The following is a 26578-nucleotide window of genomic DNA, read 5'->3' as shown; positions in this document are numbered from 1 at the left end:
GTTACATCCGTTACAGAATCCGTTGCCGAACTTCCTTCTTCCTTCTTATGCAGATTATCATCATCACGGCCGCCGATGCAAATTACTTTGAACTGGTGCGAGGTACTATTTTATCGGTGCGGGAAAAATCAGAGGGTGCAAATATTGCGATCGGCTTTTTCGATCTCGGCTGTACTCCCGAACAATTGCAGTGGCTGGAAACACAAGTTAATTTCATTCAAAAACCTGATTGGGACTTTGACTTTCCCGGCCAAAACGAAGCCCCTCACTATCTCAAAGGACTTTTAGCACGTCCTTTTTTGCGTCGCTACTTCCCTAATTTTGACATCTACCTGTGGATAGATGCCGATGCTTGGGTGCAAGATTGGCAAGCTGTTGAACTGTTAGTTAAAGGCGCGGCAAAACGCGGTTTAGCAGTTGTTCCAGAATTAGACAGAGGCTATTATTTAGCTTACGGCAAACAACCTTGGTATTGGGAATTTGTTTACCGCGATTATCAAGCAGCTTTCGGCGATGAAATTGCCCAACAGTTGCACACCTATCCAACTATAAATGCAGGTGTTTTTGCACTACAAAAAGATGCCCCGCACTGGGAATTATGGGCGGAATATCTGGGAGAGGGATTGCAGCGGCACGTTTCTTTGATGACTGACCAAATAGCGTTAAATCGGTTGGTTTATGGTACTGAAATGTTCGATCGCACAGAGATGCTGCCGGCTCTGTGTAACTGGAGCTGCAACTTTGGTTTGCCCGTCTGGGAGAAGCAACGAGCCTGTTTTGTGGAGCCGTATTTGCCGCACGGGGCGATCGGCATTCTGCACATCACCGGTCACAAGCACGACTTGGTAAAATTAGCAACAACCGACGGAAATCAAATAGAAATTAGTCTCCGCTATCAACCGATACAACACCCAGTATTTCAACAGTTAAAACCAAAGCAAATGACATTAAAACCACAATCTGAAATCCCCCACAATACTTTGTTACCCGGAGATTACGTCTCGCCCGGATTGAAAATCATCCTTCCAGATGCGTACTTTCCCAACATGGTTGTTGGGGATACTAATACTTGTCCGTGGCCCTACCTGCGCCGGGAAATCAAGCACAACTGGTATGTCGATCGCCGTGCTAGTTCAGTCGGATTCCTCAGTCGCGACGAAGCACACATTCTTTACAATACAGCCCTGCAATTTGCCGGGAAAAAAGCATTAGAAATAGGCTGCTGGCTGGGATGGTCTGCTTGTCACTTAGCCCTCGCAGGAGTTGAATTAGATGTGATCGATCCGCTGCTAGAAAGAGAAGACATTCGACAAAGCGTCATCGATTCAATTCAAGGCGCTCTCAATGCCTCTGGCATGCAAACTTCCGTGAAGCTCGTACCCGGTTACAGCCCACCAAGAGTTGAACAATTAGCAAAGGAATTTAACCGCAAATGGTCGTTAATTTTTATTGACGGAGAACACGAAGGTGATGGGCCGTTAAATGATGCCATTGCGTGCGAAAACTTGGCAGAAGAAGATGCCATAATTTTATTTCACGATTTAGCTGCTCCCGCTGTTGCTAAGGGTTTAGATTACTTGAAAGAAAGAGGTTGGCATACTATAGTATATCAAACAATGCAAATTATGGGGGCAGCTTGGCGTGGCAATGTTACGCCCGTCCAACATCAACCAGACCCCAATATTTCCTGGGATTTGCCAGCCCATTTGCAGGGTTATTCAATTAGCGGTATTTCAAACAATCAATCTGTAGATCGAGAAGTCACTGTACGACAAGTGCATGAAATGATGCAGCAAGCTGTTACATTCCTCCATAGCAATAATCCCGTAGAAGCTATGCGAATAGCTGAACAAGTCGCTTTACTAAATATCAATGTACCAGGAATGTACTACCTGCGTTCAGTTTGTTTGAGCAATTTAGGGCGGCATCAGGAAGCACTTGCAGCGGCTAAAGTAGAACTGGCGATCGATCCAACCCACCGCCAAGCACAAGCGCAAGTTGAAAAATTAACTAGGGCTTTATTGCGTCCGCAACTAAAAATACCCACACAGCAACGTTCGTGGAATACAACTCTTCCGCGCGAACATCTGCTGTCAATTCAAAACGCCACTTTGAACTATTCATATCGAGGCGTACAGATGCTCAAAAATCCCTTCGATTTTACGCTGTACCCTCTATTATTTTGGAACTTAAAACCGCTCACAATTATTGAAATTGGATCTAAATATGGTGGGAGTGCTTTGTGGTTTGCAGATATGCTAAATAATTTTGGCATTGACGGTCACATTTATTCTATTGATATTTTCAAAGTGACTTCAGTCCAACATCCTCGCGTCACTTACATGGAAGGAAACGGACGAGCTTTACCAGAAATATTAACATCAGAGTTTATCAACTCATTGCCGCGTCCCTTACTGGTAATAGAAGATGCTGACCATACCTACGAAACCAGCAAGCACGTCTTGGAGTTCTTCCATCCGTATCTTAAGCAGGAAGAATATATTGTTATTGAAGACGGAATTATTTCAGATTTAGAGCAAGATGCTTCATATAACAATGGCCCTCACAAAGCATTGAAACAGTTCCTCTCCGCACACGAAGCCGAATATGAAATTGATAGCAATTATTGCGATTACTTTGGCTATAACATTACTTGGTGTACCAATGGTTTTTTAAAGAAAATAAAAGCCCCGCCATCCCTCGGTGCATCAGTTGTAAATAAGCCGTTTGATGACAATTTTCAAGCAATACTTTTAGCGATCGAACCTTACACATTATTAAGCGAAGCTCGATTGTTTTCGCTATACTCCCTAGCAAAGCAAATATGTGTGGAAGATTTGCCGGGAAATTTTGTAGAATGCGGAACTTGCAAAGGCGGTTCAGCGGCGTTAATCGCATTTGTAATTAAACATTACAGCCGCCGTCCGAGAGTGCTGTATGCTTTTGATACGTTTGAAGGAATGCCGGCACCTACCGAGATTGATAAACATCAGGGAATACCTGCCAATCTCACAGATTTTGGCGAAGGAACTCTCAAAGCTGCAATTAGTGAAAATTTGGATAAAATTTGTGAATTACTGCAAGTTAGAAATATTGTGGTACCGGTTAAGGGATTATTCGCCGAGACTTTACCCAAATACAAGTCAGCAATAGGAAGTATTGCGTTTCTGCACGCTGATGGAGATTGGTATGAGTCAACAATGGATATATTTAATACGCTTTATGACAGTGTGATTGCTAATGGTTTGATTCAGGTGGATGATTACGGACATTGGGAGGGCTGCAAGCAAGCATTACAGGATTTTGAGAAGATGAAAGGTGAGTCATTTTCTCTGCATAGGATTGATGAAACAGGAGTATGGTTTCAAAAATTGAAATGATATTAATTCCCGTAGGGTGCGCATTGCGCACCGGTTTCAAAAATTGAAATGATATTAATTCTCGTAGGGTGCGCATTGCGCACCCTACAAAAGAGTAATAACATCAAGAAATCGATTAACCTGTTTTTTCCAAGTCCAATCCAGCATAAAATTTGCCGCAGCTAAACCGCGATTTTTGGCAACTTCGCGATTATTATAAACTTGCTCCAAAGCATCAACAATTTCTGCAACATCAGACTCTCCCCAACCTTCGACACCAGCAAAATGAGCAGTAGGTTTAACTTGTCCCTGATGCGATAAAGGATAGCAAATGTTGCTGTAAATCAAGTCTAAATGACCAGTATTTGCTGATAAAATAGTCGGAATTCCGCAGGCCATACTTTCCATTGCGACTAAATTAGTGCCACCTTCGCAGCGGTTGGTAAAAACGGCGCAGTCGGCTTCTCGCAAAATTTGTCCCGCGAGGTGATTGGGTATTAAGCCGATGTCGATAAAAGAGTCAATCGGTAAACCGTTGGCTGCCAACCATTGGGATATTCCTAAACTTCCATCGCGGTTAATATTGGGAAGTCCGGTAACGTTTCCGGTTTGTTCCATTCCCAGCATATATTGAGGCCAAAAGTTGTGCCACGCTGTTAGTAATAATGCCTCTGGATGGCGGGCGCGAAATTGTTTGAAAGCGGCAATTACTATGTCTTGGCCTTTGCGATATTCTAGTTTACCACCGGAGAATATCACGAAGCGATCGCCAAATAGATTAGATTTGGGTGCAGGATGGAAAATTGTCGGGTCAATTCCTTGATTTACCATCGCCACATTCGTCAAGCCACAGCTTCGCAAAACATCCGCATTCCAGTTAGAGCCGGCGACAATCACGCTATATTTTTTCGCTTTTTCTACGGCTTCTGCTGTGATGCGCGTGTCTTCAAAAAATATGACTCCTACTTGACAAGCGCTGGTAAGTTGATTCTCTACTCCTGACGTTACTAAATTATTCCCCAAACCGTAAAGTACGGGAAAGTTAAAAGCGATTTGTTTGTCATAATTCGCGGTTACTAATTCTTGAAAATGTTTCTGCTTTTCTATTAGGGGTAATAACAGCGATTTGTGCAGCGGATTGAGCGATTCTGAGGTGATGGATGGCGGGACTAAAAGTGCCACTTCCCAGGCGGGATTTCGCAGCAGTTGCAGTGTTAAATTCATGCCGTAAATTCCCCAGCCGCTGGTGAGGCTGAGCGGCCAACTGATGCCGATTCCTGTTATTTTTGGCGGGGTTTCTGGGGGAATTTGTAGGGGCGGTGCCCCCGTGCCCGCCCCGGCCAGGGTTTGTAGGGGCGTTGTCGCTTCTGCCTTTTTAGAATTAGAAATTAGGTTTTGCAGTGCTGCTTTTATGCGATCGCCCACGGCATCCCAATCACCGGGTTTTGACTGCCTGAACAACCGCACAGTGGGATACCAAGGGCTGTCTTCGCGATCGAGCATCCACCGCCAATCGGCCACGAAAGACAGCAAAATCCACACCGGTTTGCCCAACGCACCGGCTAAATGCGCCACAGAAGTATCTACGCAAATTACTAAATCCAGTTGGGAAATAATCGCTGCGGTGTCGGCAAAATCAACGCAATGCTTGCTCAAATCTTGAACTTGCTGTTGATTTAATAAAGCGTAATCCCTCGCTGGTAAATCTTTTTGCAGGCTGTAAAAACTAACTCCCGGAACATCTAAAAACTTCACAAAATCGCTCAACTTACACGATCGATCATTGTTCTTGCGGTGCAGCGGCCCACCAGCCCACACAATACCTACTTTTAGCTGATTGTTTGATTCTAGGGAAAATTTACAATCCTCTGGCACTGTCAAATAAGGAATATTTACAGGCATATTTTCCAAAGTCGTTCCCAAAATTCGGGGCAAACTCATTAGTGGCGCTTGTACTTGAAAATCAGGCAAATCTGGCGGCTTTGTTGCTACAATATCTATCCCTGCAACTTTTTCAAACAAACGCTTCAGCGATAGATGACAAGCCACAACAACTTTGCCACCTTTTTGTTTAACTAAAGATGCGTAGCGGATAAAATGAATCGTGTCGCCCAAACCTTGTTCTGGGTGCAATAATATTGTTTTCCCCTGCAAATCGGAACCGTCCCAAAGCGGTTGATCGAAATATCGGGGCTCCAATTCTTGAGTTTGCCAGCGCGATTCGTACTCCGCAAACCCGCGCTCAAAATTTCCAGTTAAGAGCAAAGCTAAGGCTAGTCTCAAACGCCAATTTGGTGATTCGGGACATAGTTGAATTGCTTTATTGTAGAATTCGATCGCCTCTGCGACTTGTCCCTCTTCTTCGAGGGCGGAACCCAAGTATAAGTTGGTTTCGCTGAGATTGGGATTGGTTTTTAGGGCTTGGTTATAGTGGGAAATAGCCTCGGATATTTGCCCGTTTTCTTGTTTAAAATAACCTAAATAACTGTGAGCTTCTGCGTGGTTTGGTGAGGCGACAATTACTTGCTCGTAACGACTGGCGGCTTCAGCTTGTTTCCCTTGTTTTCGTAAGGCATTTGCTATGTGAAAATCTATATCAACTGCTGTCAGTTTTTGGGCAGAGACAAGACTCGGCGATGGCGATGTTTCACTCGCAATCAAGGATTTTGTTAACTCTTGTAAAGCTATTTTTACGCGATCGCAAACACCCTCCCAATCACCCGCTGTTTCCTGCCGAAACAACCGCGCAGTGGGATACCAAGGGCTGTCTTCGCGCTGCAACATCCACCGCCAATCGGGTACGAAAGAGAGCATAATCCAGACGGGTTTGCCCAAAGCACCGGCTAAATGCGCCACAGCAGTATCAACAGAAATTACTAAATCCAGTTGTGATATCACCGCCGCAGTATCAGCGAAATCGTTCAAATTTTCGCTCAAATCTATTACGGAAGTTTGATTTAACAAAATGCGATCGCCCGCAGATAATTCTTTCTGAATACTATAAAAACTTACGCCCGCAATATCTAACAATTTCAGAAAATAGCTTAAATAACTCGATCGCTGAAAATCCTTCAAATGTTCCGAACTTCCCGCCCACACAATCCCCACTTTGAAATTGCTATCGGCATTTAGGGAAAATTGCCAATTTGGAGGCGCTGCTAAATAAGGAACATTTGCGGGTATATTTTCTAAATTTGTTCCCAGAATGTGCGGCAAACTCATCAGCGGTACTTGCACTTGAAAATCGGGCAATTCGTCCATCCGCACCGCCACTTTTTCGATACCAGGAATCTGCTTGAATAAACGCTTGAGTTCTTGATAGCAAGAAAGGATTACTTTGCCGCCTTTTTGCTGCACGATTGCCGCGTAGCGCACAAATTGAATTGCGTCACCCAAACCTTGTTCACAGCGAATCAAAATAGTTTTTCCGTGCAAATCTGAACCGTCCCAAATCGGCCGATCGAAATTCAACCACTGTATTTTCTTTGCTTGATCGGTTTGCCAGCGCCATTCGTACTCTGCAAAACCGCGAGGCAAGTCACCTGTTAACAGCAGCGCCAAGGATAAATTGAAGTGAGATTTTGCACAATTTTTGTCGTAACTAATAGCTTGATTGTAACATGAAATTGCCCTGTCTATTTCGTGATTTGCTTCTAAAACTGTGCCTAAATTATTCAGCGCTTCCACATAATTTGGCTGTAAGGTTATGGCTTTTTCTAAGCTAACCGCAGCTCGATCGAATTGGTGCATTTCTAAGAACAAATTTCCCAGGTGATAATGTCCTGTGGCGCTGTCAGGTTCTATCTCAATTGACAGACAATAAAGGCGTTTAGCTTCTTCTAGCTGATTTGTTGCTTGCATTGCCGCGCCCAAATTTACGATAGCCGGCACGTAATTGGCATTGATGGAAAGTGCTTGATTAAAACAGGCGATCGCACTTTGGAACTCTCCCTGCTGCTGGAGAGTCGCGCCGAGATTGTTCAGGGCTTTGACATAAACGGGATTTAGGGCGATCGCCTTTTGAAAGCAAACTACAGCCTCGGCTATATTCCCCCGATCTTGCAGCAAAATACCCAAGTTATTTTGCGCTTGAGCGCAGTTCGGGTCAATTTCGATCGCGCGCTGATAATACGTCGCAGCTTCGGCTAAATCCCCTGTTTGGTGCAGCGTCACTGCCAAATTAGTAGCGGACTCGATCGAATCTGGCTGCAAAACCAAAGCATTCTTAAAATATGCGATCGCCTCAGCAAGCCTTCCTTGCGACTTCAGCAGATTTCCGCGATCGAACTGTTTCTTAGCCAACTGAATATTGGGCTGAGTTGCTATTGGCGGGCGAGCTTCTTGATGCTGGCTAATTTTTTCTTTCAGCGCCAATACAGCCCGTTCTAAAACGCCTTCCCAATCCCCCGCTGTTGACTGACGAAACAGTCGCGCCGTCGGATACCAAGGACTATCTTCCCGTTCCAACATCCACCGCCAATCCGGCACAAAACACAGCAAAATCCACACAGGTTTGCCCAAAGCACCGGCCAAGTGCGCCACAGAAGTATCCACCGAAATCACTAAATCCAGAGCCGATATTGCGGCCGCTGTATCGGCAAAATCGTGCAAATAAGAGCTTAAATCTGTGACAGGCATTTGCTCTAACAAAGCGCGTTCTTCTGCTGTTATTTCCTTTTGCAAACTGTAAAAATCTGCTCCGGGAATATCTAATATTTTGGCTAACAAATTGAGCGGGAACGATCGCAGTTTATTTTGGGAATTGTTAGTATTGCCACACCAGACAATGCCTACTTTCAAATTGGCTGTTTGCCTCAAAGTAAATTCCCCGTCGGGAGGCGGAGCTAAATAAGGAACTTGGGCGGGTATACTTTCTAAAGTTGTTCCCAGAAGGTGCGGCAAACTCATGAGGTGCGCGCGAACTTGAAAATCCGGTGCTGCTTCTGGACTAATTATTAACTGATCAATTCCCGCAACTCGTGCAAACAAGTGCTGCAAGTGCGGCAAACACCAAACAATTACTCGGCAGCCTTTTTGCTTGACTAATTCTGCGTAGCGAATAAATTGAATTGCATCGCCTAAACCCTGTTCTGGGCAGAGCAAAATTGTTTTTCCATCCAAATCTTTTCCGTCCCAAATCGGTTGGAGAAAGTTGTATTGCGGGAACTGTTTTTTTTCAACTACCAGCCGCGATTCGTACTCTGTAAAACCGCGTTTAAAATCTCCCGCAAGCAGCAATGCTAAAGCTAAATTTAGGTGAGATTCGGGGTTGGCGATATTGAATTCAACTGCTCGATCGTAATAGGTGACAGCACCGGCAAATTGTCCGCTTTGGTGCAAAATGTTTCCTAAACCGTTGAGGGAATTAAGATAACCGGGTTTGAGTTCGATCGCCCGATTGTAACAATCCATCGCCTCCGTGGTTTTTCCCGCTTCCTCAAAAGCTTTAGCGAGATTGTTCAAAGCTTCGGGAAAGTCGGGTTTCAGGCTCAAAGCTTGCTGATAGCAGGCGATCGCATCTTGAATTTTACCTTGTTTGTGCAAGACAATTGCCAGATTGCAGTGAGCGCCCGCACTGGCTGGATATTTTTGAATCCCTTGCTGGCAAAAGGCTAGAGCCTCATCTAATTGATCTTGGTTGGACAGCCAACTCCCGATCGCCAGATCGGTTGCTGCCAAATCGGGTTGCAGCGCCAGAGCTCGATCGTAATACGCGATCGCATCTGCAACTCGGCCCTGCCGGATCGAGGCGTATGCTAAGTTGTGCAAAGCGTCCAAATAATTGGGATCGAGCTCGATCGCCCTTTCGTAATTCGCGATCGCGCGATCGTAATTCGCGCCCGTTTCCTCCCCTTGTTCCTCCAAAGCAATGCCCAAATTCAAATAAGCCACAGCGCAATCAGGATTGACTTTAATCGCTTGCTGGTAAAGCGAACAAGCCTCCGCCACCTTCCCTTCTTCTTCCCGCAGTAGCCCCAAATTAATCATCGCTTCGGCGCAATTCGGGTTCAAAGACAGCGCCCGCTGGTATTGTGCGATCGCCTGTGCTGTCTCCCCTGCTTCCGCCAGCGCGCTGCCCAAATTGCTCGCAGTTTCCGCCAAATTCCCGTCGATTTCTAGCGCTTGTTGGTAGTGCGCGATCGCCTCTGTCAACCGCCCGCTTTGCTGTTTGACAACGCCTAAATTGCTGTGGGCTGCCGCGTAATTTGGATCGATCGCGATCGCCCGCTGATAACATTCGATCGCACCAGCAAAATTGCCCTGCACCTGCAAATTTCGACCCTCGCGAAACTCTGCATTCGCCGCATCCGAGGGCACAAATGCTGCGGAAACAGCGCCTAGAGCCTCCGCCACCCGCTCAAAAACCCCCTGCCAGTCCCCCCTTTCCCGTTGGCGGAACAGCCGCGCCGTCGGATACCAAGGACTGTCTTCGCGCTCCAACAACCATCGCCAATCCGGGGAAAACGCCAGCAAAATCCACACTGGTTTGCCCAAAGCGCCCGCCAAATGGGCGACAGCGGTATCGACAGTAATCACTAAATCCAGTTTGGCGATCGCAGCCGCAGTATCGGCCAAATCCCCAAAATGCGGGCTCAAATCGACGATCGGAGTTTGATTCAACAGCGCGCGATCTGCCTCTAAAACCTCTTTCTGCAAGCTGTAAAAAGTTACCCCCGAAACGTCCAAAAGCGGCAGAAACTTGCTCAAACTGCAAGAACGCTGTGTATTTTTGCGGTGTTTGGGATTCCCCGCCCAGACAATCCCAACTTTCAAATTGCGATCGGGCAAAAGCGCAAATTCAGCACCCGCAGGCGGAGATAAATAAGCAGTAGTTGCCGGAATTGTTGCCAGTTTTGTACCGAGAACATAGGGTAAACTCAACATCGGCACTTGCACATCAAATTCCGGCAGAGGTTCACCTCTAACTATGAGCAAATCAATGCCATCAATCATGGCAAACAAACGGCGCAATTGTGGATAACAGTCAACAATTACCTTGCCACCTTGCTGTTTGACGATCGCAATGTAGCGAATAAACTGAATCGAATCGCCTAAACCTTGTTCAGCGTGCAGTAAAACAGTCTTTCCCTGCAAATCGGAACCATCCCACAGTGGCCGGTATTCTCTTGCTGAAAGTGTATTTCCCTGTGCCGTCAAAAAACAGGAATGGCTAGTTTTAAATTCTTGAATTGTCCAGCGCCATTCATATTCGGTGAGACCATTTTCCAAGTCTCCGGCCAACAGCAAAGCCAAGGACAAATTCAGGTGAGCGCTAGCATGATTTGGATTCAAATAAATCGCCCGTCTGTAGCAGGCTATCGCATCTTCAACTACGCCTTTTTCCAGAAAAGTTCTGCCTAAATTGTTGATAGCTTCCACAAAGTCCGGCAGCAATTCCAGAGCTTTGTGATAATACTCCAGTGCCTCTTCTAAATTGCCCTGTTCTTGCAAAACAGTTGCCAGATTGTTGTAAGCTTCCCAGCTATGGGGATGAATTTCCAGCGCCCGCCGGTACAGATCGAGCGCCCTTAAAAGTTCCCCCTTTTCTTGCAGCGCCACCGCTAAATTAATCAGTGCAGGCACGAAATCCGGTTCAGCAATCAGAGCTTGTTCGTAATGCGCGATCGCATCTTCCACTTTACCTTGTTCCTCAAAAATTTTGGCTAAGTTGTAAGCTGTTTGAGGGATGTTTGGAGCGATCGCTAAAGCTTCTTGATAATGCGGGATAGCTGCATCTAATTCGCCATTTTCTTGTTTGAGAAAACCAAAGTTAATCCGCGCTTGCACGCAATTTGGATCGAGAGATATTATTTGATCATAAAGGGCGATCGCTTCTTGCTTATCGCCTGTTTCCATTAAATGTTCTGCTTGTCGCAATAAATCCTCTAAAATCAGCGAATTTGCGATCGCCAGAGATGTCTCAATCCCCTGCGAATCCTTGACTGGTGAGTCAGTCGCTAACGCTTCGCCCGCGATCGCAAATACTTGTTTACTCTCCTCAACCGGGCTGGTAGCTGTCAATTCCAGTGGCTGATTTTTCGCAGCATCCTCGACAGAAATATCGGCAAAAGTACCAGAATTTGCGATCGCAAATAAACTCAAAGCCGCGTGCACATCATCAAACAATTCTTGCCAACTTTCCGGCTGACTCTGGCGAAAAAGCCTTGCAGTTGGATACCAAGGATTGTCTTCGCGCTCCAGCAGCCAGCGCCAGTCAGGAGCAAAAGACAGCAGCACCCAAACTGGTTTTCCCAAAGCACCAGCCAAGTGCGCCACCGATGTATCAACAGTAATTACTAAATCCAATTGAGATATAGCAGAAGCCGTATCAGCAAAATCGATCAGATGCGGACTCAAATCCGGGACTAGATGCTGGTGTAATAAAGTGCGATCGCACTCCGACAAGTTTTTTTGTAAACTATAAAAAGCGATTCCTGGCACATCCAAAAATTGAATAAAATCGCTTAAATTGCAAGAGCGCTGATTATCTTTCCGCCGTTTTGGACTCCCCGCCCACACAATTCCCACCTTAAATTTTGCATCAGAAGCCAGCGCAAACTTGCACTCAGCAGGCGGACTCAAATAAGGAACATTTGCGGGTATTGTTTCGAGAGTTGTCCCCAAAATTCTGGGTAAACTCATCAGCGGTACGTGAAAGTCAAATACTGGTAAACCCTCAAAACTAACTGATAAATATTCAATGCCGGCAACAGTCGCAAACAACCGCATCAGTTCTTGATAGCAAGCCACGATGACTTTAGCGCCTCGGCTGCGAAGAATCGGCGCGTAGCGAATAAACTGAATCGAATCGCCCAGACCTTGCTCAACGTGGAGTAAAATAGTTTTAGAATGCAAATCGGAACCATCCCAAAGCGGCTGTTGAAATTGCCTCGGTTGTAGTGTCGGAGTGCGCCACCGCCACTCGTATTCAGCAAAACCGCGCTGATAATCTCCGAACAATAGCAAACTTAAGGCTAATTCCAGGTGTGCGATGGCGTTGTCTGGCTGCAATTCCAAGGCTCGACGGTGACAAGTAAAAGCCTCTTGAAATTCTCCTAAATCTACTAAAGCGTGGGCGAGGTTGTTAATAGCATCCACGAAGTCGGGCTTTAAGCTTAATGCTTGTCGGTAGTGGTCTATGGCTGTTTTTGTATTGCCTTGTTCGTGGTAAAATGCTCCGATATTGTTTTGCGCGTCGGGATTGTGCGGTTCTATTTCTAAAGCTTGCTGGTAGTAGTTGAAAGCTTCGGTTAATTTACCTTGCTGCTGCAAAACTCTGCCCAAGCCTAGCAGAGAATATGTCAATTTAGGATTAATTTTTAAAGCGTGTAAATAACAGGCTGCTGCATCGTTGAGTTGATTTTTTTCTGTAAATATTTTTCCTAAATTGTGGGCGGCTTCAACCAGGTTTGGGTCGAGTTTGAGCGCTGTTTGATAATATGAAATTGCCGAGTCGATTTCGCCCAATTGCTGTTTGATCCAGCCCAAATTATTGTATGCTAGTGCGGTATTTGGTGAAAGTTGGATGACTTGTTCGTAACTGGCGATCGCCCTTTGACTGTCGCCGACATCCATCAAAACATGGGCTTTGTTTAAATGTGCTTCTACAAAATCGGGGTTTTGGGCGATCGCGCGATCGTAAAAGTCGATCGCCTCAGCCACTTTTCCCTGCTGTCTGACTGCTATTCCCAACAAACACAACACGTTTGCTGACTCCGGCTGCACTTCCACGATTTGCCGGTACAAATTTTCAGCTTCTAACAAACGCCCCGCTTGATGATGTGTCCAAGCTATGTTCAAAGAATCTTCAGCACGCATTTTGACGGCAGATTTTTGCGATTTTTTCTTAGAAGCCATAGTTGTCTTTGTTATTTGGGAGTTCGCTAACTTGTCATTACCAACTTATTTCAATCTGTTAACTATTCCTTCTTTCTTCCCTCAACCTCTTTAAATTCGTTAAATTTATTAAAGTGATTACAAAAAGGGTTCTGAAATGACCTCCATGAAATCCGTTACATCCCGTACATTGCTCGCTGCCGAACTTCCTTCTTTTATCCTAACAAACAAGCTGCGGGAAAAATCAAATATTCTAAGAAAAACAACTTCCAGATAAACTGATAAAAATCGGCAATTTCTTTCTGCTCGTCCAAATTAACTTTGACACTCCAAAACCACATCAAACCCAAAGCCACGAAATGAGCAACTGCCAGAAATACTAAATTAACATTAGACAATGTGACTACTCCGGCTAAAGTCGCGCCCAAATAGCAAACCGTCAACACCCAGCGAGACAAATTAAAGACAGCCGCTTTGCCCAGCTCGATCGTAAACGTAGTAATATTGTATTGCTTGTCGCCCTCCATGTCAGGGATATCTTTGAAAATGGCGATCGCAAAAGTAAACACAATCACAAACACCGTCAGCACCCAAACTTCCGCCGGAATTGCCAAAGACGCGCTATCCAAACTCCAGCCAGAGAAAGCGTTTTTCGCCTTTCCCAAGCCCAAAACCCAATTAAAGTGCAGAAACAGACCTAAATTGACGATCGCCCCACGCACCGTAAAAATGCACAGCGCCGCCCAAAAAGGAAACCGTTTCAGCCGAATTGGCGGCAGAGAATAAGCAGTCCCGATTACCAAACTCACCCCAACTGTAGCCAGCAAAAACGGGCCTTGTAAAATAGCAGTCACAACTGCTAGGATTCCGGTTACACTTACAATTAATTCGCCAGTTTTGCGAGAAAACGCTCCAGAGGCGATCGGCAAATACGGCTTATTAATCTGATCAATTTCAACATCTTCTAACTGGTTCAATCCCACAATATAAATATTGCCACAAATGCAAGCCAACCAGGCAAAAGCTAGTGGCAGAAATATCGGATTGGCAAACAATCGGGTGCTTTGGGCGATCGCATACAAAGCCATTACACTCAACGTAGTCCCGATAATCGTATGCGGCCGAGAAAACTCCCAAAATGCCCTCACCCAGCTTTGCGGAGCCTGGCCATTTTCATCAATCCAAGACTTACCAATCGAATCGTTTCCCATAATTCCTACAAACGCACCAGAAATAATATTAAGTAAGGTGAAAATTATCCACCTTACTTAATTGAACTTGCCGCCAGAAATATCATCGACAGAACCCTCTTCCCTCTTCCTTCTTCCCTCTTCCCTCTTCCTTCTTCCCTCAGATTTATTTTACAGCACAAATCAGCCCGAAACGAATCAATCCGCTCTGATATCCCCTGCTCATTAATCCGAGAGCAAGAGCAGCTTGAATAGTAGTCCAACCGCTTGTCAGCAAACCCCAAATCGCGCTCGGAGTCAAAGCAGAATCGATCACCACATCCCAAAAAGGAGCAACAGCTTTTGACCAATCAGCACTGCGAATACTTGTGAAAGGCAAACTGCGGACAATTTCCTCATATTCCGGCAAAGAAATCACGTAAGGCAAAGCATAAACCCGGTAAATTTCTGCCAACTCCTTTCTCTCTGCATCTGTTAATTCTCCCGCCGTTTCTCCCAGCGGGCGGTGGCACCAAGTCGCCAAAATCAAAGTTCCTCCCGGCTTGAGCACGCGGCAACATTCCTGCAAAAACTTAATTTTGTCGGGCATATGTTCGCCACTTTCGAGTGACCAAACCAAGTCGAAGGACTCGTCAGGAAAAGGCATATTTAAAGCATCTGCTACCAAAAAGTTAACATTACTTTCCAGTCCAGCGATTTTAGCACGTTCGATCGCTCTATTGGCCTGTACCGGACTCAGCGTAATGCCGGTGGCTGTCACCCGATCGACCCCACCATCCGACTTTAAATTATTTTGCGCGATCGAACCAAACTTTTCGGTTAAATACAGCGTACTGCCACCAATCCCGCAACCGACATCCAAAATGCGGTAAGGTTCACAGAGTGCCTGATTTGACGGCACTCCAGCCCAACCCAGCAGTTCTTCGATCAAATCTATCTGAGCCTGTCGGCGCTCTTTTTTCAAATTGCCATCTGCGCCGTAGTAGCCGTGGTGCATATGTTCGCCCCACACCTGCTCCCACAAACCGCTAGAAGCGTCGTAGAGTTCCTGAATTTGCTGGTAAAGTGTTGATGTCATCGCACGATCGCAAGTTATTAAAGGAATTCTACCGTTATTTTCCCGATGTTGTCATCTTTTCCGGTTTTGGGCGATCGCACAAAACCGCAAACAGATATCGATTTGCAGATCCCCTCTCAAATCGCCAATCAAAAAAATCGATTTATCGATTTGCAGATCCCCTCTCAAATCGCCAATCAAAAAAATCCAAAATCCCCAATCTAAAATCTAAAATCGAATGACTGTCTCGCGAACCATTTGCTTGGGCTTTCTCGCCGTCATTATCCTAGGTGCTCTATTACTGATGATGCCCTTTTCCACAAGTGATGGAACTTGGAGCGATCCAGTCACAGCAATCTTTACCTCTACTTCCGCTGTCTGCGTCACAGGCTTGTCGGTTGTGGATGTCGGAAAATATTACTCTTTTTGGGGGCAACTGTGCCTAGTTTTATTGGTGCAAATAGGAGGCTTGGGCTACATGACAGCCACAACCTTCTTGCTACTGTTATTGGGCCGCCGCTTTGGCTTAAAAGACAAAATTGCCCTGCAACAATCACTTGACAAATCCGGGCTAGCCGGCGTAGTGCAACTCGTGCAGTCAATTCTAGCAACAACCGTTTTGTTTGAATTAACTGGAGTTTTTTTGCTAATGTCCGTTTTTGTCCCAGAATACGGATTTAAAGACGGTCTCTGGTCTGCCGTATTCCACAGCGTTAATGCCTTTAACAACGCCGGCTTTAGCCTCTACTCAGATAGTTTTACTCGCTACGTCAGTTCGCCTCTGATTAACTTCACAGTCACCGGTTTAATCATATTTGGGGGAATCGGTTATCAAGTAATTATGGAAATGTACCTGTGGCTGCGCGCTCGCTTCAACAAAAGCCCGGTATGCACAGTTTTTTCCCTAAACTTCAAAGTTGTTACCAGTACCACTGTTGCCCTTTTAATTTTAGGAACGCTAATCTTTTTGGTACTGGAATACAACAATCCGGCAACTTTCGGTTCTCTGAATTTTCCGCAAAGGGTAATGGCAGCTTGGTTTCAATCTGTTACTCCCCGCACGGCGGGGTTTAATACAATTGACATTGGCAAAATGAGCGACGCAGCGCTATTTATAACGATCGCCCTAATGTTTATCGGTGCCAGTCCCGGCAGCACCGGCGGCGGCATCAAAACCACAACTTTTAGGATCTTGTTTAGCTGTACCGCAGCAGTTCTCGAAGGCCAGGAAGATGTGCAGTGCTATCAGCGTCAAATCCCGCCAGCAATGATTTTGAAAACCATTAGCGTAGTCTTCGGTTCCCTATTAGTCACCTTCACATCTGCAATTTTAATTCAGCTAACCAATCCCGAACTAGACTTTATCAAAGTTTTGCTTGAAGCCGTGTCAGCTTTTGCCACTGTCGGTCTTTCCGCAGGGATTACAGCTAAGATTTCAGTGCTAGGCAAGTTGGTTTTGATTGCTACAATGTACATAGGTCGGGTTGGGGTGCTGCTGCTGATGAGTGCCGCTGTCGGCGACCCCAAACCCAGAGCTTTTAAATATGTTGAGGAAAGTTTGTTAGTTGGATAAAAAATTTGCCTTATTGCTGATAATCTAAACAATGGGTGACAACCCAAATCAACTTTTACTATTTACCTAAAAATCAAAAGGAGGCGGCGCTGTCTTTGCTACAATTTAAACAGCAAGACGCTCAGCGCTGGATATTCAGTGAACCTGTCATCTTTGAATTTTTTTAGCGGTTTGCGCGCCGAAAACAAGCAGTTTGCCGTTATTGGTTTGGGACGCTTCGGCAAAGCTGTGTGTTCGACCTTGCATGACTTGGGTTACGAAGTCCTCGGGGTTGACACCGACGAAAAAAAAGTAACTCAAGCTTTGAACGATCGTATAGCTGCTCACGTTGTGCAGTTAGATTCTACTGAGCCTAGCGCTCTTAGGGGAGCGGGTATATTTGAATTTGAAACAGTGATTGTGGCGATCGGCAATTACCTAGCAGAAAGCATTACCACCACCCTAAATCTTAAGGAAGGCGGGGTAACTCACGTAATAGCCAAAGCTTCCTCGGAAACTCATTTGAAAATTTTGAAAAAAGTCGGCGCCGATCATGTAGTTTTTCCCGAACGAGAAATGGGCTGCTCTTTGGCTCGGATTCTTACAAAACCCAGCATTTTAGAACGCTTTGACCTCGACCCAGATCACAGCATTGTCGAGTTGCTCGTTCCTGAAAAGTTTGACGGCAAAACCATTGCCGATTTGGATCTCCGGCGCCGGTACGGTTTGAACTTGCTAGCAGTTGGTCGCGCCGACAAGTTCGAGATCAATCCCCAGCCAAACGAACGCTTGAAAAACGGCGAAGTGATGGTAGTAATTGGTTCTAATAAAGATATCAATCGCTTGCCAATTTAACATCTCGCCATTTGACTTGCTCGATATGTAGGGTGCGCATTGCGCACCTTATATTATGTGCGATCTAACAACCACATTGATCTTATAAATTTTCAACCGAAATATCTAAGGATCGCGCATTAAATAATTCACACAAGTTTATGGGGTGTCCCGCCTTTTCTGCCCTTTCTGGACGGGCGGGACATCCCACAATCACAATTTAAATTGTAAGTGATTTAATTCGCGATCCTAAATTGAATTTTACCAATGCTGGGGTTGCTTTGGCAGTTGCAGATTCCTCTGAAAACACAACCGAAACAATCACCAAAAGCGAATTTTTTCCAGGAAGTAGAAGCACCCGTGAACCCTCCCCCAACTTGAGGAGCGCTAGCCCTGAGAATTCAGTCTACTTTCAAAATATCTTGCAGGTAAGCTTTGCCCAAAACCAGCACCGCCAAGACTAGAGCGAGTTCAACAGGCCAAGGACACACCGCGAAAAACCAAATTAACGAACACACCCCAATAATTGCAGCTATGGGAGCCGGAATCCCGTCTAGCGTTTTGTTATCAGTCCCAGCAGTCACCAGCCCAGCAATCAAGCAGAGCGTAAACGGAATTAAGCAACTTGCGATCATGGTTTTTACCCCATCAATTTTTTTTACATATGGCATCTGAGCATATTGTAACGATACCTCAAAGATTCGGAAATGTACCATTAATTCTGATAAAATTTAATGTTAGGTAATTGATCCGCTGTGGCAAGACTTGTTTAATTTTTAGCTTTGACTCTCTCCGAAGGCATAAAGTAGCTCCGCTGAAGGCAGAATTTGGGAATTTTGCTTTCGGCAGAAGTAATGATGCTCCCACGCCGTAAAACGGCAGAAAAGCCTGCCCTACGCGGGCGAATCCAACGAAGACGATCGCTTTGATCCGGCAGACTCAACAGCCGACGAAAATCAGTAAAATGCGATCGCCCCGCTAGCCTTTCCCTCGATCGAACAACAGAGGAGATTGCTGTTCGGGCGATCGACTTTTTTGTGTTCGAGTGTGCGATCGGTCTTTTCTTCCCCATCTCTAACTTAAAAATAAATTCCCAAGCGATTAACCGCCTTTTTTCCCACCATTAATTAATATAAATAATCCACAATACAATAGTTCGGACAGTTTTTTAACGGCCCTGTAAGCCGAGGGCGAGGAAGCCCTGCCATTTTTAACGCATTTTAGGAAACTTAGCGCTGCACTTAAACCTTGAAATAATAGTCCACAATATAGCCAGTCTGGGTTGCGGACACTCGACTAGATCTAAAACTGTCCGAAGTATTGACAATAAATTGACGATAATAACACCGTATTGTATAATCAAAAACGCTCCAGAGCAAAACCGCAAATACTTGACAACTAATCACTTCAAAAGTTAACTATTTAATAGATAAAACTCCTACGAGCAATGATGTCATACCTCATCTCATTTTCCTACGGTATTTGCCTGCTACTATCCCTCATAGGTTGGGGAAAAGTCCTCAACCACATCCTGTTTCCCAACCAGCGAATTGACTGGGGACAAAGAGCCGCTTGGGGTCTAGCTTTTAGCGTTATAATTGGCGGCATCTTAAATGCAACCTGGACTATTTCCCAAACCACAATTCTAATTTTTTTAGGTTTAGGACTCATTTACTGTCTAGTAGATTTAGTAAATCATAGACAATTAATTATTAGCAATATCTTGCAGCTATTTCAAGAATGCCGCCAAGATAAAATCATCTTAGCAGGCATTGCCATAGTTAGTCTACTGATTTTAATCCAATATGCTGGATGGCTTTATACAGGTAGACTCAACTTTGCAAACATGGTCTATGCTGACGGATTTAATACCAGCGACGACTACCACGCCTACTTAGTATTTCCCCACAAAATGCTGCAACTCGGTTCGATGGGTCCAGACCCTTTCAGCGAACGAAGAATAACATCTTTGGGTGGGCAATCATTTCTCCATACATTGATTTTAAGCGGGCTTTCCGACACTAATTTAAACCTCATCGACCCCGCTTTGCCCCTGATAATTACTGTCGGACTAATTCTGGGATTTTTAAAAGAAAATACAGCCTCAACCAAACGGATCTTATTCACTATTTTATTCTTGCTTTTGATTGCAGTTCCCAAAGCTAATACTACAAGTATGATGCTGCCAGTCGCATTATTTGTAAGTTTGTTCAGGACGCTTGATAGCAAAGAAATAGAGCGCAACCATTGGGCGGCCAATGCTTGTATATTAGCTTTAATTGGTGCGGCAATTTGTGCCTTAAAATCATCCCTAATTCCCGCCTGTGTCTTTCTGTTGGCAGCGAGCTACATTTTCTCCTTTTTTAGATCTCAATCAAAACAAAAAATTGTACTTGAATTAGTGCTGACAACAGTGTTAGTCGGAATATTTCTGTTGCCTTGGATGATTTCTATGTATCAATCGTCAGGCACTTTAATGTATCCTCTTTTAGGAAAAGGCTATCACGCCTCCGCCTACGGCATCACCTTCAAATCAGGTTCGACACTATTGGGTACTGCTAAAACTGCGATCGCATCTTTCCGAGGCATTTACATTATTATACTGATATTGCTCGGCTGTTTGAGCTTGAGCATCCGACCTCTAAATTTTGGCAATTTACCCGAAAAACCCTCGTTCTCGAACCGCCAAGCAGTTTTATCTATGACAATTGCAGCGGGATTGGCGACAATTGCTGTAGGCATACTTACTGAAAATGCTGACCCTTTTCGCTATTCGTTTTCTCACCTTTTCCCAGCAATTTTAATATTGATCACGGTAGCAATGACCGACACGGGAGCATTAAATAAAAACGGAGTAGCCAACTTTTTTATTGTTGCTGTATTTTGTGCGGGGTTGGCAATTAGCTATGACTGGGCTCTCACTAAACAGACTTATTCAGCTTATGTGAAAAATATTCAATTTGGGCTAACAAATCCATCGTTAGTTACAGCAAAGCAAAAGTCGCAGTACGTAGCAATGCAGGAGTCTGTGCCACAGGGAGAAACAGTTTTAACAAGATTAGATGCACCTTTTATCCTCGATTTCAAACGCAATCAAATTTTCCTAGCAGACTGGCCGGGGGGAGCGAGTTTGCCTCCCGGTATGCCTGCATTCAAAGGCCCTGAAGCCTTAGCCAACTATTTAGTTTCAAAATCTATTCGATACATAGCTTATTCGTCTTGGAGTCTCAATCATCCCGCAGATGTAGATACTTCGGGGCCTGGATTGTCATCTTGGTTTCGACTGCAAGCACAACTCTCTCACGACTTTCGGGATAACGTGCAGGAACTTGCAAAAACTCGAAAAAAACTTTATGAAGACGGAGAAAATTTTGTGCTGGATTTGGGAACTAAATGATCAAGTAAAGTGCCTAGTGAGTTGACAGTTGACAGTTGACAGCTTGCACGTTCGCGTAGTCGAAGTGTTATATCATGTCCGGTCAATTAACCGTAATATGGTAGTACCGCCGTATCGAGGAGATAACTCAATACGGTTCATTTAAGATTGTCCGAAGAGAGGAACGAAGCAATCGCAGTGTGTATTTTTCATAGGTTTTCCCTGTTGGAATCTCTGATCCCAAGCGTATTGCGAGATAAACTCGGACATGATATCAAATGGGATTTTTTACATAAAAGAGCAGATTGGATATCAAACCGAGAAGCCGGAAATGTCTGGTAGAAACTTGAGCATCTGCTGGCAGCATCTTTAACACATCTTTCTCGGATAAAAGGTTGAGATTCTCCTCTTTGGCGAAAAAGTGCTTGCCGAGCAATCTCAACAAAGCTCGAAACCAAGAGGCGGGAAACCAGTGTATTAGGGGAACAGCAGTGTGAAATTCTACTGGATACCAGCGGTTGGGAGTGGTGATGCAGCAAGTTTTGCCGACGCGGCAAAGTTCCCGAATAAAAGCTTTTTGCTGAGTCCTATTGCCGACGTGTTCGATTACGGCAAAACTCACGACTAAATCAAAACTTTTGTCGGGAAATGGTAAAGTTAACCCGTCAGAACGGACGTATTTTAAACCGGGATATTCTTGTTCTAAAAAGGCAGCATCTTCCATGCCGACTGCGGTAATTTTTTGAGGGTACGGATAGAGTTTTTCAAAGAAATTGCAATCTTCGCGGCGGTCGGAAGTTACTCCTACATCCAGCACAGTTGTGTCGCCGCTGGGATTGGCTAATGCCATCAGCAAATCGAACATTTTTTGGCGGGCGTACCAAGATAGTTTAGTTGCGAAACCGCCTAGTTTTGGGCCAATATACTCGCTGGAGTTTTTTTCGGTTACTGTCATAGGATTTGAGGTTTTGGATGTACTGGCAACATGGGTAAATCCTGATTTTTATCGAGAGATTTAACACAGCTTTTTAGGTATTCAAATCATCTTCATGAAAGTTGTAACAAGATTTGAGATTTAATTATTTTATCTGCGCTTCAAGCCCAGCACGCTGAGAAAAAAGCTGGACAGAACCATCTGTAAACCTACTGTCAGGCAAGTGAGCGAAGGAATAACTAAACGGAGAGTTTTAGAAGGGTCTAGAGAACCGAAAGCTGTATCGCTCCAAATAGTTAATGACAAGAACGAGCCAATTATTCCGATTAATATTAGCGTGACTCCGAATATTAATCCTGTCTCTAGGGTGACATAGCGAAATATTTTGTTGAGTTTGGGGTCTTCGGGCAGCAGTTTCTCGCTGATGGCGAAAACTTTGGTGAAGAAGGCGAAAGTTACTGCTTGAAAACCGACGATAATTGCGATCGCAGCATACAGCAGTGTATTTACATCAAAGTTGATACTCCCGATTTTTTGAGTACCGGGCAACAGCCAAATGCTAACAATTAGACCCAAAATCATCAGGGCTGCACCGGGATACAGAAACAACCACCGGGGACTGTACAGCAGCAAAAATCTGAGGTGCCGCCAGCCATCTCGCCAAGTTCGCAGGTGCGGTGGCCTGGTGCGGCCGTCGGGAGAGAGTACCGTTGGGACTTCAGTGATTCCCAACTTGTACAGAGATGCCTTGACAACCATTTCGCTGGCAAATTCCATACCCGTTGTTTGCAAGTCGAGTTTCAAAATTGAGTCTCTCCTAAAACCCCGCAATCCGCAGTGAAAATCCCCGGCGGGACTTGAAAAGAATAACTGTCCAACCCATGTCAGCACGGGATTTCCTAAATATCTGTGCAGCGGTGGCATTGCCCCCGGTTTGATGCCTCCTTGAAAGCGGTTTCCCATGACTAAATCACAGCCTCCCCGCAATTTTTCGACAAAGGCGCCGAGGTTGGAAAAGTCGTAGCTGTCGTCAGCGTCGCCCATGATAATATAAACTCCGCGCGCTGCGATGATGCCCCCCATCAGGGCGCTGCCGTAGCCTTTGGCTGCTACGGGTACGACTCGCGCCCCCATTCTGGTAGCGATATCTTGAGAACCGTCAGTGCTGCCGTTGTCTGCTATGATTACTTCGCCGGCAATATCAAGTTCGCGCAGAGACTTCTGCGCCTTCTCGATACAGATTTCTAAAGTTTCTGCTTCGTTGAGGCAGGGCATGAGTATCGAGAGTTCGAGAGTGTATTCCCCGCTGGCGTTGGTCTGCTCTGCCATATGTTTGTTTTACTGTTGCTGGCGATCGACAATACTTACTTTTCCAGTATGTATGCTTAAATTATTAGTGGTGAAGAAAACTCAACAAAACTTAATTAAAGTTTTCCAGGTTTTTGGGAATGGCAATTTTTGCTTGTAGTAATATAGGTTAGTGAACTTATGAATAGAGGCGTTTTTCTGGTTTTGCTCGCTGCTATTTTGTGCAGTGTGGTGGGTCAATTTAGTCTGAAAGCAGGAGCAAAAATCTTAGGGCCCATTGGCGCTGCTAATTTAGTGGAAAAAGTGCTCGCAATGGCAACTCAGCCTTTGATAGTTGCAGGCCTGTGTTTGTATGCAGTTTCTTCGATCGGCTTTATCGTAGTTTTGTCTCGCGCCAACATTAGCATAGTCTCGCCTTTGCTGTCAATTAGTTACTTGTTTACTGTTTTGGGCGGTAAAATTGTATTCCATGAACCTTTGCCACCGCTGCGGTTGGTAGGCGTGGGGCTAATTATGACGGGAGTAATTTTTGTACTCAGAGGTCAAGCTGGGGGAGTGGCTGGAGGTAATTAATACCATTTGAGATTTGAAATTTATCGGGGTGTATCTGAGTCTTGTGTTATGAAATGATGCTGCTCTATGTCGAATATTTCTGAGTATGTGAATTGCAGTGAATTATTAATAAATCGCACGGCTGTTCTTGCTACGATGCACCAAAAAGAACGGGTGATTGCTCCTATTTTGGAACGAGAATTAGGCGTAACAATCCTAGTACCTGCGGATTTTGATACTGACATCTTCGGCACCTTCACCAGAGAAGTTAAACGTTTAGGTACTCAAATAGAAGCAGCACGGTTGAAAGCAGAAAAAGCTCTAGAGATTGCGGGCGAAACTCTGGCTTTTGCTAGCGAAGGCACTTTCGGCCCTCATCCAATGATGCCGTATCTGGCAGCTAATAGAGAAATCGTAATTTTATTAGATCGAGACAACAATCTAGAACTAATCGGTGAATCTTTGTCGGTGGAAACTAATTACAGTCACCAGTTAGTTTCGAGTATAGAAGAAGCAGATAATTTTGCTAAACAAGCTGGATTTCCCGAACACGGAATGGTGGTTATAGTTGGCGAGGCAGGACTCGGTAATGGTGAAATTGTCAAGGGCATTACGACAGAAAAACAACTTTTTGATGCTGTATCAGCCGGCTTAAACAAGTCTTCAACTGGTCGAGTTCATGTCGAAACAGATATGCGGGCGATGTACAATCCAACTCGGATGAAAAATATCCAAAATGCAACTCTCGATTTAGTTAAAAAATTCCAGCAATTCTGCCCGGAGTGCGGTTGGCCGGGATTCGAGATTGCTGAGAGGAAAATCGGGTTGCCCTGCGGACTTTGCTATTTTCCGAGTCAGTTAGTGCGATCGACAATTTATCAATGCAAAAACTGCGGTTATACTAAAGAAGAACTGTTTCCCGACGGTCGAGAGACTGCCGATCCAGCTCAGTGTCAGTATTGCAACCCTTAAAATTAAGTTACTAATGATAGCCGTAGCAACCGAACGCAACTGGAAACCCGTTATTAAAGAATTTGAGGCTGTAGTCGGCAAAAACGGCGTAGTGCAGCGCCGTGAAGAATTGATTGTATACGAGTGCGACGGACTCGCCAGCTACCGCCAGCGCCCCGCCCTGGTGGTATTGCCACGAACTACCGAGGAAGTGGCAAATGCGGTCAAAATATGCGATCGCAATTCCATTCCCTGGGTAGCTAGAGGCGCAGGAACCGGGCTTTCCGGCGGCGCTTTACCCGTAGAAAACTGCGTGCTGATTGTCACAGCCCTGATGCGAAAAATCCTGAAAGTAGACTTAGAAAATCAGCAAGTAGTCGTACAACCGGGAGTAATTAATAACTGGGTAACGCAAGCAGTTAGCGGCGCAGGTTTCTACTATGCACCTGACCCTTCCAGTCAAATTATATGCTCGATTGGCGGCAACGTTGCCGAAAATTCTGGCGGCGTGCACTGCCTGAAATATGGAGTCACAACCAATCACGTTTTAGGATTAAAATTGGTACTTCCCGACGGTTCGATTGTCGATGTCGGCGGCGAAATTCCCGAAATGCCCGGTTACGATTTAACTGGTGTATTTGTCGGTTCCGAAGGCACTTTAGGAATCGCTACAGAAGTGACTCTGCGAATTCTGAAAGCGCCGGAATCGATTTGTGTTCTGTTAGCGGATTTTCCCAGCATTGAAGCAGCGGGCGAATCGGTTTCCGATATTATCAGCGCTGGGATTATTCCCGGCGGCATGGAAATCATGGACAATATCAGCATCAATGCTGTGGAAGATGTAGTAGCAACAGGATGTTATCCCCGCGATGCGGCGGCAATTTTACTGATAGAAATAGACGGTTTAGAAGTGGAAGTTGCTACAAATAAGCAGCGAATCGCTGATATTTGCAAGCAAAATGGAGCGCGAAATATCACTACGGCCCATGACTTGGAAACGCGGCTGAAAATTTGGAAAGGGCGGAAAGCTGCTTTTGCGGCGGCGGGTCATCTCAGCCCGGATTATTATGTGCAAGACGGCGTAATTCCGCGCACGCAAATGGCTTATGTTTTGAAAGAAATTGAGGGTTTGAGCGAGAAATACGGCTACCGAATTGCGAATGTATTTCACGCGGGAGATGGGAATTTGCACCCGCTGATTTTGTACGATAACTCGGTAAAAGGTGCGCTGGAAAAGGTGGAAGAATTGGGCGGAGAAATTCTCAGGCTGTGCGTGAAAGTCGGCGGCAGTCTTTCGGGGGAACACGGGATAGGTGCTGATAAGAAGTGTTTTATGCCGGATATGTTTTCGGAGGTAGATTTGGAGACGATGCAGTGGGTGCGTCATGTGTTTAATCCGAAAGGTTTGGCGAATCCTGGAAAGATGTTTCCGACGCCGAAAACTTGCGGGGAAGCGGCTAATGCCAAGGTTGAAACTATGAAGAAGTTGGAGGGTGTGGAGGTTTTTTAATTCCGCAGATGCAGACGGCGGTTGAAACCGCCGTCTGCATCTGGGTAGTGCCCTGAAGGAAAGGATCAGAGTACGTTATGATTAGAGAAGTGTTTGCCATAGCGTGATATGACATTAG

Annotated in this window: 14 protein-coding genes; 7 read left to right on the top strand and 7 right to left on the bottom strand. The window is 45.2% G+C overall.

Annotated features, from left to right (window positions below):
• Positions 1 to 47: 47 nt before the first annotated feature.
• A complete protein-coding gene (locus QUB66_RS22905) occupies positions 48 to 3380 on the top strand; it encodes a CmcI family methyltransferase (protein WP_332969854.1) in 3333 nt (1110 codons plus the stop codon).
• A gap of 84 nt (positions 3381 to 3464) precedes the next feature.
• Here the strand turns inward: QUB66_RS22905 and QUB66_RS22900 are convergent, their stop codons facing one another.
• From QUB66_RS22900 to QUB66_RS22890, 3 genes are all read right to left on the bottom strand, one after another.
• Positions 3465 to 13217 (bottom strand): tetratricopeptide repeat protein, encoded by a 9753-nt coding sequence (locus tag QUB66_RS22900; protein WP_332969853.1) that lies wholly within the window; start codon positions 13215 to 13217, stop codon positions 3465 to 3467.
• Between the two features lie 194 nt (positions 13218 to 13411).
• Positions 13412 to 14407 carry a homogentisate phytyltransferase gene (locus QUB66_RS22895; RefSeq protein WP_332969852.1) on the bottom strand — a complete coding sequence of 332 codons (996 nt, stop codon included), beginning with the start codon at positions 14405 to 14407 and terminating at the stop codon, positions 13412 to 13414.
• 145 nt (positions 14408 to 14552) lie between these two features.
• Entirely contained in the window at positions 14553 to 15464 is a 912-nt protein-coding gene (locus QUB66_RS22890; protein ID WP_332969851.1) for a methyltransferase domain-containing protein, read from the bottom strand.
• Positions 15465 to 15681: 217 nt separating this feature from the next.
• On the opposite strand from QUB66_RS22890, the gene QUB66_RS22885 reads away from it, so the two are divergent.
• Together QUB66_RS22885 and QUB66_RS22880 are read left to right on the top strand one after the other, a co-directional pair.
• Positions 15682 to 17016 carry a TrkH family potassium uptake protein gene (locus QUB66_RS22885; RefSeq protein WP_265234223.1) on the top strand — a complete coding sequence of 445 codons (1335 nt, stop codon included), beginning with the start codon at positions 15682 to 15684 and terminating at the stop codon, positions 17014 to 17016.
• A gap of 138 nt (positions 17017 to 17154) precedes the next feature.
• Positions 17155 to 17850, top strand: coding sequence for a potassium channel family protein (locus QUB66_RS22880; protein ID WP_265234222.1), 696 nt, complete (start codon positions 17155 to 17157; stop codon positions 17848 to 17850).
• Positions 17851 to 18230: 380 nt separating this feature from the next.
• Here QUB66_RS22880 and QUB66_RS22875 read toward each other — a convergent pair whose 3' ends face one another.
• Both QUB66_RS22875 and QUB66_RS22870 read right to left on the bottom strand, forming a co-directional pair.
• Positions 18231 to 18500, bottom strand: coding sequence for a hypothetical protein (locus tag QUB66_RS22875; RefSeq protein ID WP_265234221.1), 270 nt, complete (start codon positions 18498 to 18500; stop codon positions 18231 to 18233).
• Positions 18501 to 18598: 98 nt separating this feature from the next.
• The gene (locus QUB66_RS22870; RefSeq protein ID WP_332969850.1) at positions 18599 to 18901 is read right to left on the bottom strand and encodes a hypothetical protein; all 303 of its coding nucleotides are present in this window, start codon (positions 18899 to 18901) and stop codon (positions 18599 to 18601) included.
• Between the two features lie 375 nt (positions 18902 to 19276).
• Between QUB66_RS22870 and QUB66_RS22865 the strand changes: the two genes are divergently transcribed.
• On the top strand, positions 19277 to 21226 hold the full coding sequence (locus QUB66_RS22865) for a hypothetical protein (protein WP_332969849.1): 1950 nt from the start codon (positions 19277 to 19279) through the stop codon (positions 21224 to 21226).
• 253 nt (positions 21227 to 21479) lie between these two features.
• Here QUB66_RS22865 and QUB66_RS22860 read toward each other — a convergent pair whose 3' ends face one another.
• Positions 21480 to 22160, bottom strand: a complete 681-nt coding sequence (locus tag QUB66_RS22860; RefSeq protein ID WP_332969848.1) for a class I SAM-dependent methyltransferase — start codon at positions 22158 to 22160, stop codon at positions 21480 to 21482.
• 129 nt (positions 22161 to 22289) lie between these two features.
• Positions 22290 to 23468 (bottom strand): glycosyltransferase family 2 protein, encoded by a 1179-nt coding sequence (locus QUB66_RS22855; protein ID WP_332969847.1) that lies wholly within the window; start codon positions 23466 to 23468, stop codon positions 22290 to 22292.
• A gap of 159 nt (positions 23469 to 23627) precedes the next feature.
• Between QUB66_RS22855 and QUB66_RS22850 the strand changes: the two genes are divergently transcribed.
• The 3 genes from QUB66_RS22850 to glcD all read left to right on the top strand — a co-directional run bounded on the left by QUB66_RS22850 (position 23628) and on the right by glcD (position 26460).
• Positions 23628 to 24020, top strand: coding sequence for a transporter (locus tag QUB66_RS22850; protein ID WP_265234216.1), 393 nt, complete (start codon positions 23628 to 23630; stop codon positions 24018 to 24020).
• 66 nt (positions 24021 to 24086) lie between these two features.
• A complete protein-coding gene (locus QUB66_RS22845; RefSeq protein ID WP_265234215.1) occupies positions 24087 to 24971 on the top strand; it encodes a DUF6671 family protein in 885 nt (294 codons plus the stop codon).
• A gap of 13 nt (positions 24972 to 24984) precedes the next feature.
• Positions 24985 to 26460, top strand: coding sequence for a glycolate oxidase subunit GlcD (glcD, locus tag QUB66_RS22840; RefSeq protein WP_265234214.1), 1476 nt, complete (start codon positions 24985 to 24987; stop codon positions 26458 to 26460).
• Positions 26461 to 26578 lie beyond the last annotated feature (118 nt).

The sequence above is a fragment of the Microcoleus sp. A2-C3 genome (assembly GCF_036706065.1).
Classification (GTDB): domain Bacteria; phylum Cyanobacteriota; class Cyanobacteriia; order Cyanobacteriales; family Microcoleaceae; genus Microcoleus.
This window is presented reverse-complemented; position numbering and strand designations above follow the sequence as displayed.